This window comes from Variovorax nitratireducens (genome assembly GCF_051216545.1).
Classification (GTDB): Bacteria; Pseudomonadota; Gammaproteobacteria; order Burkholderiales; family Burkholderiaceae_C; genus Variovorax.
In genome coordinates, this window is sequence record NZ_JBPJZO010000002.1 from 780,366 (window position 1) to 795,682 (window position 15,317).

The window sequence follows — 15,317 nt, forward strand, 5'->3', positions numbered from 1 at the left end:
ATCCTCTTAGGCCGTTCGCGCTAGACCGTCTTGCGAGTAGGCGGCACCAGACCCCCCTCCTAGACTTTCCGGCCAAGGTCTGGGAGGCACGCACCGCGTGCCGGCAGGCCGCGCGCTGCGGGGGTCGAATGGATTGGTTGTCGAGGTTTGTGATTGCAACGGCGCTGTTCGCCGCGCCCTGGGCTGTTGTTGCGCAGCCGGCACCCGATGCGGAAGCCGCCGCGAGCAAACAGGAAAAGGCGAGGCTGGCGGACACCGACACCCTGCTTGCGCTCACCAACGACGGCGCCATTCTTTATTCGCAGGACGCGGTCAAGCTCTCGGGCTACCAGTACTGCAGCCAGGCCGTGGCGCTGGCGGAGGCCGGCGAGTTCCGCCAAAGCGTGCGTGCGGCCAGCAAGGCGTTGCACCTGGCCAACGCCACCCGCGACCCCAATCTGCTGGCCATGGCCAACCGGGATCTGGCCATCGTCTACAGCTATTCGGGCCAGCTCGACAAGGCGGAAGAATTTGCGCGCGAGGCACTGCGCCATCCGGCGCGCGAGCCCAAGCTGGTGGTCGGGCCGGTCAACAAGGTCATCGGTGACGTGCAGACGCGCCGTGGCGACTACGCCGCTGCCGTGCTCAGCTACGACACCGCGCTGGCCAACAGTTCCGAGCGCTATGCGCCGCTGGTCACGTCGTCGCTCATCAATGCGCTGATCGAATCCGGCGATGCCACGCGCGCCCGACAATTGCTCGGCACGCTGCCGGCGCCGAAAGACGCACCGCTCGCCGCCCAGCTCGACCGCACCCGCGCCAGGCTGCTGCTGGCCGAGAAGAAGCCGGCAGAGGCGCGTGACCTGTATCGCCAGCTCACCACGCGCCAGGTCGGCACCGACTCCGGCTACTACCAGCTCTGGGCCTGGGATGGCGTCAGCCGCAGCGAACTCGCACTCGGCCAGAAGCAGGCCGCGGCCGAGGCCGTCGGCCGTGCGCTCAGCGGCGTGGACGCGGTGCGCGCGAAGTTCCGCAGCGAAGAATTCAAGATGGGGCTGTTCTCCGACCTGCAGTCGGTGTTCGAGCGCGCCATCGGTCTCTACAGCGATGTGGGGGACACGCGCCAGGCCTTCGAAGTCAGCGAGCGCAGCCGTTCGCGCGCGCTGCTCGACGCGGTGCGCGGCCGGGCGCAGTTGAGCGACGAGGCCGCGGCAACGGTGGATCTGGCGACGCTGCAGCGCACGCTCCGGGCCGACGAGCGCGTCGTGCAGTTCCATTCGCTGCCGGATCGCCTGCAGGTCTGGGTGGTCGGCCCCACCGACATCCAGGCCCAGAGCATTCCGGTGAAGCGCGACGAACTCACCGAGCTGGTGGAAGGCTTTCGCAACTCGGTGGTGCGTGGCCGCCGCACCGCCATTGCCAACGGCGACAAGCTCGGCGCGGCGCTGCTGGGGCCGCTCAAGCTGCAGCCCGGCCAACGCCTGGTGATCGTGCCGCACGGGCCCTTGCACTACCTGCCGTTCCAGGCGCTGCGGCTCGATGGCCGCTATGTGATCGAAACCTACCCGGTGTCGGTGGCGCCATCGATGAGCATCGCGGTGCAGCTCGCGCAGCGCTCGCCGCGCATCGATGCGTCGCTTACCGCGTTCGGCAATCCGCGCATCGAGGACAAGTACGACCTGCCCGGCGCCGAAACCGAGGTGCGCGAAATCGCGCTGCTGTTCCCGCGCAAGAACGTCTACATGGGCGCGGCCGCCACCAAGACGCAGTTTCGCGACGTGGCCTCGCGCTCGCCGCTGATGCACGTGGCGGCGCATGCCGAGGCCGACCAGGTCGACCCGCTGTACTCGCGCATCCTGCTGGCCAACGAAGGCGGCAAGCAGAACTTTCTCGAGGCGCACGAAATCATCGGCATGTCGATGCAGGGCGGGGCGCTGGTCACGCTGTCGGCCTGCGAGTCCGGCCTGGGCAAGATCGCGCAGGGCGACGAAGTGCTCGGTTTCACGCGCTCCTTCCTGTCGGCCGGCGCATCGAGCCTGATCGCTTCGCTCTGGCCGGTGTCCGACGACGCCACCGCGGTGCTGATGGGCACGCTCTACACCGAGCTTTCCAAAGGCCGCGACATCCAGCGCGCGATGCAGGCCGGACAGCTCGCGGTGTTGAAGAACCCCAGCATGTCCCACCCCTTCTTCTGGGCTCCGTTCAATCTGATCGGCAACTGGCGCCTCACGGTAGGAAGCTGAACATGCGAGCTCAAGTTAACCACCGGACCGCTGCTGCCGGCGTACTGCGCGCACAACCCCGTCAGATCGCCATCGCAGCCGGCGTGCTGGTTGGCACCGTGCTGCTGCTGATCGCAGCGCAGCGCGCGCAGGCCGCCGAACCCGCAGCGACGACCTCCCTGCTGCCGACCCAGAACCCCTGCGACGGCTGCAGCCGGCCGCTGGCCCAGGCCGCGGTTGTGACGCCGCAGAACCTGCCGGCGGCGCCGCCCCAGGCCACCCGGTTCCGCCTCAACGACCTGCGCCTGAACGGTGCGCAGGCGCTGCCGGCCGAAGACCTCAAGGCAATCACCCAGCCCTATATCGGCCGCGACGTTGCGCTCGGCGATCTGGAGGCGCTGGCCCAGGCCATCACCGCCAAATACCGGGAGCGCGGCTACTTTCTGGCGACCGCCGTGGTGCCGGTGCAGACCGTGCGCGACGGCATTGTCGAGATCAGCGTGATCGAAGGCCGGCTCGGCAAGGTCGACGTGCTGGTGGCGCCCGATGCCGCGCTCAGCGAGCAGCGTGTGCGCGCTTTCCTCGCGCCGCTGCAGCCCGGCGAAGCGGTCAATGCACAGCGCTACGAACGCGCGATGCTGCTGTTGTCGGACCAGCCCGGCGTGCGGGTGTCGTCGGGTCTCCAGGAAGGCATGCAGACCGGCACCACCGACCTGTCGGTCGAGGTCGCCGCGGCGCCGCGCTACGCGTTCACGGCGGAGGCCGACAACCATGGCACCAAGGAGTCGGGCCGCTACCGCGTCGGCGGCACCGCGCGCTGGCTCAGCCCGTTCGGCATCGGCGACAACCTCGATGCGCGCGTGATGGTGTCGAACAACAATGCGCTCCAGTTCGGCCGGCTTTCCTACGAGGCGCCGCTCGGCGGCAGCGGCCTGCGCGTCGGTGTCGGCGCTGCGCGCGTCAGCTACGAGCTCGGCGGCGAGTTCGAGGAGCTCGGCGCGCAGGGCAGGGCCAACGTGTTCGACGTGTCGCTCAACTATCCGGTGATCCGGCAGCGCCAGCAGAACCTGTTTCTGCGCCTCAGCGCCGATCTGAAGGATCTCACCGACGACATGGACGCGTTCCAGTTCAGCGCGAAGAAGCGCGTGCGCGGGCTGGGGCTCGGCTGGACATGGGAGCGCCGCGACGACGTGCTGGGCGGCGGCTACTGGGCCAGCTCGGGCACGCTCTACCATGGCTCGCTGTCGATCCGCGATACGCAAAGCCTTCAGCTCGACCAGAGCGTAGGCGGGCGTCGCACCGAGGGCGGTTTCAACAAGCTGACCTTTCAGCTGTCGCGGCTGCAGGCGGTCGTGCCGAACCACTCGCTGTACGTGTCGCTGGGCGGCCAGTGGGCGAGCAAGAACCTCGATCCTTCCGAGAAGCTGTCGCTCGGTGGTGCGCGCGCGGTGCGTGCCTATTCGTCAAGCGAGGCGCTGGTGGACGAGGGCTTGATCGGTACCGTCGAGTGGCGCTGGTCGGTGAACAACGAGTTCACGCCTTTCGTGTTCTACGACGCGGCCCGCGGCAAGCACGCACGCAGTCCGACCCTCTTCGACACCGAGAACAGCATCAGCCTGCGCGGCTACGGCGTCGGGCTTTCGTGGTCGCGCCCGGGCAACTTCTCGATCAACACCACGCTGGCCTGGCGCGATGGAACCCGGCCGGCGCAGACCGACGGCGGCGGTCGCAACCCGCGGCTCTACGTGCAAGCGCAGAAGAGTTTCTAGCCATGCGCGCAACGCCATCCGCCGCCTCCCACACAGCAGCCATCGATCCGGAACGGACGAAGGGAGTGCCCGCATGAAGAACTGTCCCTCCGCCACCGCGCCGCACCGGCTCCGGTTGCGCCCGCTGGCCCTGTCGCTGGCCTGCATCGGCCTGGTGCCCGCCGGCGCGCAGGTGCTGCCGAGCTGGAACAACTACGCGGTGCCGCTGAACGGCGGCACCGTCACCGTGGGCACACCCGCCAATCTGCCGGGCGGCGGCCAGCAACTGGGCATCAATCAGAGTTCGCTGCGCGCCATCATCAACTGGCAGAGCTTCTCGATCGGCGCCAAGGACCAGGTCAACATCAACCAGCAGCTGGGCGCCGCCAGCGTGCTGCTCAACCGGGTGGTGAACAGCGGACCGCGCTCCGAGATCGCCGGGTTGCTGACGGCGCCGGGCCGCGTGTACGTCATCAACCCCGCGGGCGTTCTGTTCGGGCCGACCGCGCAGGTCAACGTGGGCGGGCTGATCGCGTCTACGCTCGACATCGCGGGCCCCGACCAGAACGCGCGCAATGCCACGTTCATGGCCGGGGGCGTGCTCAACCCGCTCACCGGCGCGCGTGAACTCAGCTTCGCCGGGCCGGCCGGCGCCGTCGGCGAAGTGACGGTGGAAGCCGGCGCCCGCCTTACCGCCACCGGCGTCGAAGGGCGCAACGGCGTGATCGCGCTGATGGGCGCAACGGTGGTCAACCGCGGCGAGATCAACGTTGCGCGCGGCAGCGCCGGCCTGCTGGCCGGCAACCAGGTCGTGGTGATCGATCCGGTGGGCGACGGCCTGACCACCTTCCGCATTCCCGCCACCAACTCGGCGGACAACGCGCGGGTCGACAACGTCGTCGATCCTCTGGCGCCCGAAGGCGCAGTCAGCGGCCGCATCATGGCCGACGGTGGGCTGATCGCCCTGATGGCGGGCTCTGCCAATCCGGGCGCCACCGTGGTCAACCAGCAGGGCACGCTGCAAGCACGCTCGCTGCAAAACCGCAACGGCGAGATCGTGCTGGCAGGGCTCGGCAGCGGCACGGCCTACAACGTGGTCGCGGTCGGCGGCACGCTCGACGTGTCGGGCAGCGGCGCCGGCACCGGCGGCGGCACCATCAAGGTCGAGGGCGACGTGCTGCGCATTCAGGATGCAAGCCTGCGCGCCGGCGGCGCCGCCGGTGCCGCCAATGGACAGGTGCAGCTCGTCTCGAATGCCGACCTGCTGGTGCAGGTCGCCGGCAGCAATCCGGAGGTCGACGGCACCAGCACGATCGCGGCCCAGGTGATCGGCCAGTCGCTCAGCCGGGGTGCCGACGTTACGCTTACCAGCCGCGCCGCCAAGGTGGGCGATGTCGGCGGATGGGGCGTGACCTTCGACAAGAACGCGCAGGTCGTGAAGAACGAGGGCGGCAACGCCCGCCTGGCCGTCAACTCGGACCGCAACATCGAGATGCGCGCGGGCTCGGCGATCCAGTCCAAGGCCGGCGCGCTGGCAGTCGACTTTAATGCGGACGCGGCCGGCTCCCTTGCATCGGATGCGGTGGCGGTGGGCGCAGTGCCGACGCGCGGCGCGATCGTGCTGCAGGACGCCACCATCGAAACCAATGGCGGCAACATCCGCTTCTATGGGCAGAGCGACGCGGCGAGCGGCCGCGCGGTCAGCGGCCAGGTGCAGGAGTTTCCGGTCGATCTCGATCCGGTCGTGCGCCAGACCGCGGGCATCGAGGTCAACCGCAGCACGCTTTCCACCTGCGGCGTGGCCGAGGCAAGTTGCACCGGCGGCGGCAGCATCAGCCTGCGGGGCGAAGGGGCCTCGTGGCAGTTCACGCAGCAGATCGGCGGCGAAGACGTGCTCGACGTCGACGGCAGATCCGGCGTTTCGATCCAGGGCAGCAACCTTCGGAGCGGCTCGGGCGCGATAACGCTGCAGGGCCGCGGCGGCTTCGGCATCTTCTCGGCCGGCGTGGAGACCGGCAGCTTCTACGACGGCGAGACCTTCACCGACTCGCGCATTGCCTCGGCCAGCGGCAATGTGTCGATCGTCGGCAGCGGCAGCAAATGGAGCGCCGGCGATCCCGTCGGTGCGTCGATGGATGCCGGCGTCGGCGTGGCGATGGGCTCGACCTCGATCGTCACTGGCGGCAACGTCTCGATCAGCGGCAGCGGCGGCGACATCAGCGGCGTGACGACGGACGCGCAGTTCCTCGCGCTTGCGGCGAAGGTGCCGACCGGCAGCTTCCACTCGGAAGGCACCGGCGTCGACATCGACGGCCTCGACATCACGGCCGGCAAGGGCAAGTCGATCACCATCACCGGCTCGGCCGGCAGCCAGGCCTTTTTCGTGAGCAAGGATGCAGGCGGAGCGCCGGTGCTGGATCTCGATTTCCCGCCGGCCAGCGCGGTCAGCGTTTCGGGCGCCCGCATCGTGGCCGAGAGCGGCCGTATCTCGATCCAGGGCGGCACCGGCACGGTCGACCTCGATGCCTGCTGTTCAAGCTCCACGCCGGAGAACCCGGGGCTGCTGCTCAGCACCGCCAGCACCACCGGCCCAGGCGGCACCATAGACATCAGCGGCCGTAACGTGCGGGTGCAGGGCTACAACAGTGAAGGTGTTGCGTACGCCCGGCTCGATGTCAGCGGCGCCAGGCAGGCAGGCACCATCGACATCCGCGCCGTCGCCGCCGACGGCGTCGCCAACAGCGGCGTGCTGGGCATCGACTTCAACGTGGCCATGACGGCCAACGCGCTCTCGCCCACCGGCAACGGCGGCAGCATCCGCGTGCTGGGCGACAACACGCTGCGCGCCTACGGCAGCTTCGAGGCAAAGGGCGGTTCGGCCGGCGGCAACGGCGGCTTCGTCGAAACCTCGGGCGGCGCGTTCGACCTGACCGGCGTGCGGGTCAACACCTCCGCGCCTGGCGGCAAGGCCGGCAACTGGCTGATCGACCCCTACAACGTCGACATCGTGTCGGGCGCCGCGAGCGGCAGCCTGACCGGCAATCCGTTCGCGCCGCTGGCCGATTCGGTGATCCAGGACGGCGACATCAACGCGGCGCTGGTCAATGGCGACGTCACCATCACCACCGGCGTGGGCGGCGATCCGCTGCAGGGCGACATCACGTTCGACGACGCCAGCATCCTGTACACCGGCGCGGCCACGCGCACCTTCCGGCTCGATGCGCAGCGCAGCATCCGCGCCAACGGCGGCACCACCATCTCCGCCTACACCCCGCTCGGACAGCCGGCTGCAGGCGCGCTCAACGTGGTCTTCAATGCCGATGCCAACGGCGGCGGGCTGGCCACCGGGGGCGGCCAGGTCAGCTTCAGCGGCCTGATCTACACCAACGGCGGCAACGTGGTGATGAACGGCGCATGGGCCAACCCCGCCAGTGCGGGCTGCAGCATCTGCCTCGACGGCCCGCTGATCGACACCCGTGCCGGCAACACCGAGCTGGTGCTGAACTCGGGCGTTTTCACCGGCGGCAGCAACCTGGCCGCCGGCGGCAACGTGCAGCTGACCGGCCGCACCATCGGGCCCGGCACCGCAGCGCAGGTCCTGGCCGGCGTGGACATCGACGGCACGCGCATCAGCACTTCCACCGGCAACGTCGGCATCTTCGGCAGCAGCACCATTGCCAGCGGCGTGGTGATCGAATCGGTCGGCCCGGGTTCGGGCGGCGGCATCTTCACCACCAGCGGCAACATCGCGATCACGGGCATCGGCAGCTACACGCCCAACAGCACCACCGGGCCGGGGCACGGCGTGGTGGTCGGCGGAACGACCTTCGCCACGACCGGCGCACCGACGCTGCAGACCACCAGCGGCAACATCGACCTCGGCGGGGTGCGGCTGGCCGGCGGGCCGGTTTCCGGCAACGGCGTGCTGCTTGCAGGCCGCTCGCTCGTCGCTACCACGGGCGGCGGCAACATCACCGTCACCGGCGAGTCGCAGGGCAATGGCGCCGGCGTGCTGATCCAGCCCGAACTCACCGGCACCTTCGGCACCATCGCCAGCGGCCAGATCGCTGGCAGCAACAACGTGGTGCTGCGCGCGTCGAACGACGGCAGCACCGACGCGCTGGTGATCGGTGCGCGCACCGTGGGCCCCACCGTCAGCGCGGCCTCGGTGCTCAACCTGCGGCCCGGCGGCCTGAACGTGGCCGGCACGCCGGACGCCTATACCGCCAGCGCGGTCGACCGCACGGCCAACCCGATCACGCTGGGTGGCGCAGCCAACCTCGGCTTTGCGGTCTCGGCCGCCGAACTGGCGCGCCTGAGCGCGCCCACCCTCGTGGCCGGCAGCAACGCGCATGCCGGCAACATCGACGTGGTGGGACCGCTGGCGCTGGGTTCGGCGCTCACGCTGCAGAACGGCGGGGGCGGCAACATCACGCTCGGCGCGCCGGTGTCGGCCACCCAGCTCGGCCTGGTGAGCGCGGGCAACATCACGCAGGCCGCCGGTGCCAACATCGCGGCCGGCACGCTGCTGGCGCGTTCCAGCGGGGGCAGTGTGCTGCTGGGCAATGCAGGCAACGACGTCGGCGTGGTCGCCGGCGGTGCAGCGGGACGCTTCGAATACGTGGACGCCAACGCGCTGACGCTCGGCTCGGCCTCGGTGATCGGCTACGACGCGGCAGGCAACCTGCCGCAGCTGCTGTCGGCCACCTCGATGTCGGCCGATACGGTGTTCGTGCGCACGCTCAGCCAGGATCTCTCGCTCAACGGCAGCGTCAGCAGCAGCAGCGGCGCCGACCTGGTGGCGGCGGCCCGCTTCCAGAACCTCGGCCCCAACACCATGAGTGGCGCGCCCTGGCGCATCTGGGCCGACACCTGGGTAGGCGAAAGCCGCGGCGGCGTGGCGGGCTCCGGCCTGCTGCCCAACCTGTACCACTGCGCCTACCTGGGGCTGTGCACGGTCACGGTCTCGCCCGGCGACAACCACTTCATCTATGCGCAGCAACCGGTGGCGACGGTGTTTGCCAACAATGCGACACGGCCGTTCGGCTTTCCCAATCCGTTCTTCACCTACAGCATCAGCGGCCTGATCCTGGGCGACACCGGCGCGAGCTTCAACGGCGTGCTGTCGACAACGGCCGGCCTCTACAGCCTGCCGGGCTTCTACCCCATCAGCGGCAGTTTCAGTTCGGCGGCCGGCTACGCGGTCAACGTGGTGCCGGGCACGCTGCGCGTGAGCGCGGCGCTCGACCTGCCCAAGGTCGACGTGCTGCGCGACCTGCCGACCACCTACCTGTACGACCGCAACATCGGCCAGGCGCCGATCTGCCTGGCCACCGGGCCGCTCGACGGCGACCGTTCGCAGCAGGGCGGCGACGTGCTGGCGCGCGAATGGTCGCGCGTGCGTTCGAGGCCGAACCTGCTGAACTGCGTCGACACCGAGCGCAAGAACGGCTGCGCCGACTTCTAGGGCTAGCGCCCTTCGAGGGCGCGCCGCAGGTCGCCGGTGTAGGTGCGCAGGCCCTGGTGCTCCAGCCGGGAGTGCGTGTCCGCGAACACCTTGCCGCCGATCGCCTGCCAGCGGCGGCAGAACGCATAGTCTTCGGTGAGGTAGCGGCCGTTGTCCGGCTCGGCCATCACGTCGAAGAACCGGTAGTGCGGCCACGCGGCGGCGTGCGCGCCGAGCGCTGCGTCGGGCGTGTAGCGCAGTTCGGGCATGGCAGCGGCCAGCCGCGTGAACACCGAGCGCTCGATCAGCATGAAGCCGGTCGGCGCATCCAGTACTTCGACAAAGCCGTCGGCGTCGGTCTGCCGGATCTGCGCCATGGCGTTGAACGGAAAGTGCGCGTGGCGTGCCTCGAAGTCGGCCCGGGTGCTGCCGGCCGGCAGCGGCGCGCGCAGGCCTTCGGCCGGCCAGCCGTCGGTCTTGAGCGGGTAGATGCCCGCCACCACCTCGTGCCCCGACAGCAGCAGGCGCAATGCGGCCTCGGGTTCGAAGCCGATGTCGGCGTCGATCCAGAACAGGTGCGTCCAGCGCGCATCGGCCATGAACTCGGCGACCAGCCGGTTGCGGGCGCGCGTGATCAGGCTGTCGCCATCGAGGAAGCGGGTCTGCAGCCCAAAGCCGTGCGTCCAGGCCAGGTTGGCCAGGCCGAGCAGGCTGCGCACATAGGTCGACGTGAGCAGGCCGCCGTAGTTGGGCGTGGCAATGAAGGGGCGGATGCCTTGCAGTGCGGATGGGTCGAGCATCAGGGCATTGTCGGGCGCCGCGTCGCCAGCAGCGCGCGCAGCTTGGCCGGCGCCACCGGCTTGGTCAGCAGCGGCACGCCGTCCTGCCGCAGCCGCTGCAGCACTTCCGGGCCGGTCGCTCCCGACACCAGCACCGCGAGCGCGTCCGGTTGCAATTGCCGCGCGTCGCCGATGACGGTCATGCCGTCATCGGCGCCGGCCAGTTGCAGGTCGCACAGCACCACGTCGAAGCGGTTGCCCGGCTCGGCCAGCAGCGCCCGCGCCTCGGCCACGGTGGCGACGCAGTCGACCTGGCAGCCCCACTGTCCGAGCAGCACCCGGCTGCCGTCGAGGATGACGGGGTCGTCGTCGACCACCAGGCAATGCAGGCCGGCCAGCGGCCCCGGTGCCGGTGGTTCGGCGGCACGCACCGGCGCCGCCGAAGGGTCGGCGCGCGGCAGCGTCAGCGAGAAGTTGCTGCCGCTCTGCAGCGCCGAACGCAGCGCGATGCGGGTGCCGAGCAGCTTGGCAATGCGTGCACAGATGGCCAGCCCGAGCCCGAAGCCCTGGCGCCGGTCGCGCTCGGTGTTGGCCACCTGGTAGAACTCTTCGAAGATGCGCGCCTGGTGGATCGGCGCAATGCCCACGCCATCGTCGCGCACCTCGATGCGGACACGCTCGCCGCGACCGCGTGCCACCACCAGCACGGTGCCGCCCGGCGTGTGGCGGATCGCGTTGGCGACCAGGTTGCCGACCACGCGCTGCAGCAGGGCCGGGTCGCTGCGCACCGCCAGGCCGCGCGCTTTCCAGGCGAGCCGCACGCCCGCTTCGCCGGCCTGCGCCGCGTGCAGTGGCGCCAGCTGGTCGAACAACGCAGCCAGCGGCACGTCGGTGATGGTGGGCATCAGCACTTGTGCGTCGAGGCGCGAGATCTCGAGCAGATCGTCCAGCAGCACGCCCATGAACTCGGTGCTTTCCTGCAGGCGCTGCACGGCTGGGCGCTGCGCCGCGCTGGCGGTCGGCAGCAGGCCGTCGATGAACAGGCCCATTGCGTGCAGAGGCTGCCTCAGGTCGTGGCTGGCCGCGGCCAGGAAGCGGGCACGCGACAGCGCCGCCTGCTCGGCTTCGGCCATGCGTTCGAGCGCAACCGAGGTGGCCTCGCGCACGCGGTCTTCGCTGATCTGCTGGTTGCGTTGCAGGCGTTCGGCCAGCCGGTTCACGTCATGCGCAAGCCGCGCGAGTTCGTGCGCACGCTCCGGGGGTTCGCTGCCCCCCACCACTTCGCAGCGCGCGTCGAACTGGCTGGCCTCGAGCGCGGCCACGGTGCGCGAGATGCGGCGCAGCGGCCGTGTCACCGTGCGCGCCATGTGGCGCACCGCGGCCCAGGCCACCAGCAGTGCGACCAGCGCGATGCCGATGCCGGCGATCAACGAGCGGGTGCGTTCGCCGCGGTAGGCCGTGGTGTCGCGAAACGCCTGCACCAACCCGATCGGCGCCTGGCCGGCGGTGCTGGCACCTTCCGGCGAGAAGGCGCTGGCGCGCGAAGCTTCGCGCAGCGTGACCGGCGCGGTGTAGACGCGCAACTGGTCGACCGGCGCCGTGTTGGGGCCGGCCGTGACATAGACGCCCGCGCTGTTGCTGATCTCGATGCGCGTGACCTGGCCGCTGCGCAGCGCCGCATTGGCAACGTTCTGCAATGCCGGCAGATCGCCTGCGTAAAGACTCAGGTCGGACAGCCCGGCCACCTGCACCGCCACCGAATGGCCTTCGGCGTTGAAGGCGGACTCGAGTGCGTTGAGCCTGCTGTGGGTGAACCACGCCGTCAGCGCCAGCGCGGCCACTGCACAGGGCAACACGCCGAGCCGCAGGAGGTCGTGCTGGAGGTTGCCGCGAACCTGCAGCGGCCCGCGCGCCGATCCCTTCACTGGTTCCTGGCTGGTCGCCGGCACCGGTTCTGCCAGGCGGATGCTGCGCGTGATCATCGCGCGACGGTCACCCGCTCAGTCAGTTCCCGCTCGTCGGCCACGCGCAGGCCGAGTGCGCGCGCCACGGTGACGTTCACGCGCACCGTGGCCGGCGTGGCGGCCTCGACCAGCGGGGCGGCGCCGGGGGCGCCGGCCGCAACTTTCTGCCCCAGTGTGCGCGCCTGCTTCGCCAGCAAGGCCGGGGTCGATACCGCCGCCGCCAGCCCGCCGGAGCGCACCAGGCCATCACTTGCGCCGAACACCGGCACGCCGGCCGTGGCCGCCGCGCGCAACACGGCCAGCGTGGCCGCCTGGTCGTCGCCGATCAGGTCGGGCAGCACCATCAGCGCATCGCTTTTCGCCAGCACGGTCTTGAGCGCGGCGGCCAGCGAGCGTGCGTCCGGCGCATATTCCACCTGCAGCTCCCAGCCCTGTGCGGCACGCTGCAGCTCGCGCAGCAAGGGCTCCGATTCGTTGGTGGCGACCACGCCGAGCCGGCGCTTGCGCGGGAGCACCGCATCGACGAGCGCCAGCTGGTCGGCCATGGCGGGATCGCGCAGCAGCACGCCGACACGCCGTTCGGCGCGGCGCAGCGCGGGGTTGGCCTTGAGGCTTTCGTAGTCGAGCCGGCTCAGCATAGCGAGCACCAGCGGATCGTTGCCCGGACGGTCGATCGCCACGCGCGCCGCGCCGGCACCAACGGCAACGGTGATCGCATCGACGGCGCTGCTTGGCCGGATGCTGCGCGTGCGCACGCTGGCGTTGGCGCGGTCTTCCTCGGTGCCCGCGCCTGCTTCACCCGCCGCGGCGATGGCGCTGGCCGACCCGGCCGTCACCCGCAGCAGGGCGAAGCGGCTGCCGGGCTCCTGCGTGTCCCGCAACTGGCGCACGAACTCGGCATGGGCCGGCAGGTCGTCGGCCTGCAGCACCGTCACGCTCATCGCCTGCGCCAGCCCTGCCGATGTGCAGAGCCCGGCCAGTGCGAGGCAAAAGGTGGGCCACAGCCCGCGAACGGACGGCTTGAAGGGGTTGTGGGACATGAACGGCGCAACAGTGGAACTTGGTCCAATGTACGGAGCGCACCACAGTTGCGCGATAAGGCAGAGGGCTTATGTCGACCCCAGGCTTGGGGATGCGTCCGCACCGGCCCCATCGCGCCACGGCCACCTGACCTATGCCTAAAGACCAGCGACCGGCTGGCGGTCGGCGAGCGTCGCAAGTTGCGCCGCAATCGCCTGGCGCAGCACGCGCGGCGACACCGGCTTGTAAAGCACCGCGACGCCGGCACTCGCCACTTCGCGCAGGCGGTCGGGTTTGGTTTCGCCGGTCACCAGCAGGCGCGCGGTGCCGGTGCCGATGCCGCGCGGATGCCGCTCCAGCGCCGCCAGCACGTCGAGCCCGTTGTCGCCCTCGCGCAGCAGCAGGTCGCTCACCACCACATCCGGTGGCCGATCCCAGTGGTCTGCGAGCGCCAGTGCTTCTTCGCGGCTCTGGGCGGCGAACACCTCGGCGCCCCAGTTCGTCAGAACCACCTGCAGGCCCTCGAGAATCGTTCGCTCGTCGTCGATTACCAGCACGCGCACGCCGACCAGGCTGGCCTCTTCCACCTCGGCGCCGGCACCGAATGCCAGCGCCGACGTGGTTTCGGCCGCCGCCGCGGCCCCGCGCACCATCACGCGCACCACGGTGCCCTTGCGCGGCACCGAACTGAGTTCGACCCGGGTGTTGAGCAGGCTGGCCAGCCGCTGCACGGTGGCCAGGCCGAGCCCCATGCCGCGGGCGCCGCGGCTGCGTTGCGGATCAATCTGGTAGAACTCCTCGAACACGCGTTCCTGGTGCTGGTGCGCGATGCCGACGCCGGTGTCCCACACGTCGATGCGCACCGCCTTGCCGCGCCGGCGTGCACCGATCAACAGCCCGCCCTCGTGCGTGTGGCGCAGCGAGTTCGACACCAGGTTGTTCAGGATGCGCGAGAGCATCACGTAGTCGCTGCGCACCCACAGGTCGGTCTTGCGCACCACCAGCCGCAGGTTCTGCTGTTCGGCCACGGCGCGGAAGTTGCGGCTGATCTCGTCGAAGAGTCGGTCCAGCGGAAAATCGATCCACTGCGGCTGCAGCACGCCTGCATCGAGCTGCGACAGGTTCAGCAGCTCGGAGAACAGCCGGTCGAGCGAGTCCACGCATTCACGGATGTGTCCAATGCGCTGCAGCTTGACCGGGTCGGTCTCGCCGTTTGCCAGGCCGTCCGAAAACAGCGTGAGCGCATGCAGGGGCTGGCGCAGGTCGTGGCTGGCGGCGGCCAGCAGCCGCGTCTTGGCCTGGCTCGCCACTTCGAGCTGCGCGTTCTTGCTGGCGAGTTCGGCGGTGGCCTGGCCGATGCGGCTTTGGAGCAGGCGCTGGCTTTCCACCAGCGCGCGCGCCGCCTGGTTGAAGCCATGCTGTAGGCGCCGCACTTCGGTGGTGCCCGCAACCTTCACGCTGGCGTCCTTGCCGGCGCCGAGCCGGTCCACCGCCTCGCCGAGCTCGCGAATCGGCGCACTGATGCGCCGCGCGGCCCACCAGCCGGCAAGGCCAACCCCGGCCAGGCAGGCGCCCAGCACCACGAACACGTTGAACCAGACTGTGTTCTTGGCCTGCTGCACCGCCTCGAGGCTGATCTCGACCATCACCTTGCCGTTCGGCCGGCCGTCGTCGCTGACGACCGGCGCCACCACCTGCAGACCCTCGGCGTGGCCGGCTTCGGCGCTGCGGGCGTCCGCCACGATTTCGCCGTCGTCGGACCAGATCTGCACGCGCTGCACGTGCGGCTGGCCGCTGCCCGACTGCGCGGTGCGCAGCAAGGCGCGGCGGTCCATGTGCGCGAGCGGCGCCTGTGCCAGCGCCGCCACCTGCAGGGCGACCGTCTGTCCGTTGGCGCGCATCAGGTCGTTCACGCTGGCCAGGTGCTGCCGCGTCAGCACCGCGATGGCGCCGAGCGTGGCCACGATGGCCGGCAGCATTGCAAGCAGTACCAATTGCTGGGCCAGCGACAGCCGCGTCAGCGGATACAGCACGCGAGCCACCCTCGATGGCGCAACGGTAGCAGTCGCAACGTCGGGCGTCATAGCCTTCCGAGGTGAGGAAGGGAAGTGAAATGCGTCACAAAATGCGGGTCAAGTTGGTATCTAATTGTGCGCCGC

The 15,317-nt window shown here is 70.0% G+C and carries 7 protein-coding genes; 3 read left to right on the forward strand and 4 right to left on the reverse strand.

The genetic code is table 11. The features are described from left to right. Positions 1-137: 137 nt before the first annotated feature. The 3 genes from ACSFA8_RS08990 (at position 138) to ACSFA8_RS09000 (ending at position 9,416) form a co-directional block, all read left to right on the forward strand. A complete protein-coding gene (locus ACSFA8_RS08990) occupies positions 138-2,222 on the forward strand; it encodes a CHAT domain-containing protein (RefSeq protein WP_435479137.1) in 2,085 nt (694 codons plus the stop codon). 2 nt (positions 2,223-2,224) lie between these two features. Continuing rightward, a complete protein-coding gene (locus ACSFA8_RS08995; RefSeq protein WP_435479138.1) occupies positions 2,225-3,970 on the forward strand; it encodes a ShlB/FhaC/HecB family hemolysin secretion/activation protein in 1,746 nt (581 codons plus the stop codon). 73 nt (positions 3,971-4,043) lie between these two features. Further along, the gene (locus tag ACSFA8_RS09000) at positions 4,044-9,416 is read left to right on the forward strand and encodes a two-partner secretion domain-containing protein (protein WP_435479139.1); all 5,373 of its coding nucleotides are present in this window, start codon (positions 4,044-4,046) and stop codon (positions 9,414-9,416) included. 2 nt (positions 9,417-9,418) lie between these two features. Here ACSFA8_RS09000 and ACSFA8_RS09005 read toward each other — a convergent pair whose 3' ends face one another. The 4 genes from ACSFA8_RS09005 to ACSFA8_RS09020 all read right to left on the reverse strand — a co-directional run bounded on the left by ACSFA8_RS09005 (position 9,419) and on the right by ACSFA8_RS09020 (position 15,191). After that, positions 9,419-10,195, reverse strand: coding sequence for a hypothetical protein (locus ACSFA8_RS09005; RefSeq protein WP_435479140.1), 777 nt, complete (start codon positions 10,193-10,195; stop codon positions 9,419-9,421). Next, positions 10,195-12,156 (reverse strand): ATP-binding response regulator, encoded by a 1,962-nt coding sequence (locus tag ACSFA8_RS09010; protein ID WP_435479141.1) that lies wholly within the window; start codon positions 12,154-12,156, stop codon positions 10,195-10,197. The genes ACSFA8_RS09005 and ACSFA8_RS09010 overlap by 1 nt, the downstream gene beginning before the upstream one ends. Then, the gene (locus ACSFA8_RS09015) at positions 12,153-13,178 is read right to left on the reverse strand and encodes an ABC transporter substrate binding protein (protein WP_435479142.1); all 1,026 of its coding nucleotides are present in this window, start codon (positions 13,176-13,178) and stop codon (positions 12,153-12,155) included. Before ACSFA8_RS09015 ends, ACSFA8_RS09010 begins: the two co-directional genes overlap by 4 nt. Positions 13,179-13,316: 138 nt before the next feature. Beyond that, the gene (locus ACSFA8_RS09020) at positions 13,317-15,191 is read right to left on the reverse strand and encodes an ATP-binding response regulator (protein ID WP_435479143.1); all 1,875 of its coding nucleotides are present in this window, start codon (positions 15,189-15,191) and stop codon (positions 13,317-13,319) included. Positions 15,192-15,317 lie beyond the last annotated feature (126 nt).

What these genes read in the sequence shown, in the direction of transcription:
- ACSFA8_RS09015 (WP_435479142.1), bottom strand. Translation starts at nt 13,178, where the DNA reads ATGTCCCACAACCCCTTCAAGCCGTCCGTTCGCGGGCTGTGGCCCACC.
- ACSFA8_RS08995 (WP_435479138.1), top strand. Translation starts at nt 2,225, where the DNA reads ATGCGAGCTCAAGTTAACCACCGGACCGCTGCTGCCGGCGTACTGCGC.
- ACSFA8_RS09010 (WP_435479141.1), bottom strand. Translation starts at nt 12,156, where the DNA reads ATGATCACGCGCAGCATCCGCCTGGCAGAACCGGTGCCGGCGACCAGC.
- ACSFA8_RS09000 (WP_435479139.1), top strand. Translation starts at nt 4,044, where the DNA reads ATGAAGAACTGTCCCTCCGCCACCGCGCCGCACCGGCTCCGGTTGCGC.
- ACSFA8_RS09005 (WP_435479140.1), bottom strand. Translation starts at nt 10,195, where the DNA reads ATGCTCGACCCATCCGCACTGCAAGGCATCCGCCCCTTCATTGCCACG.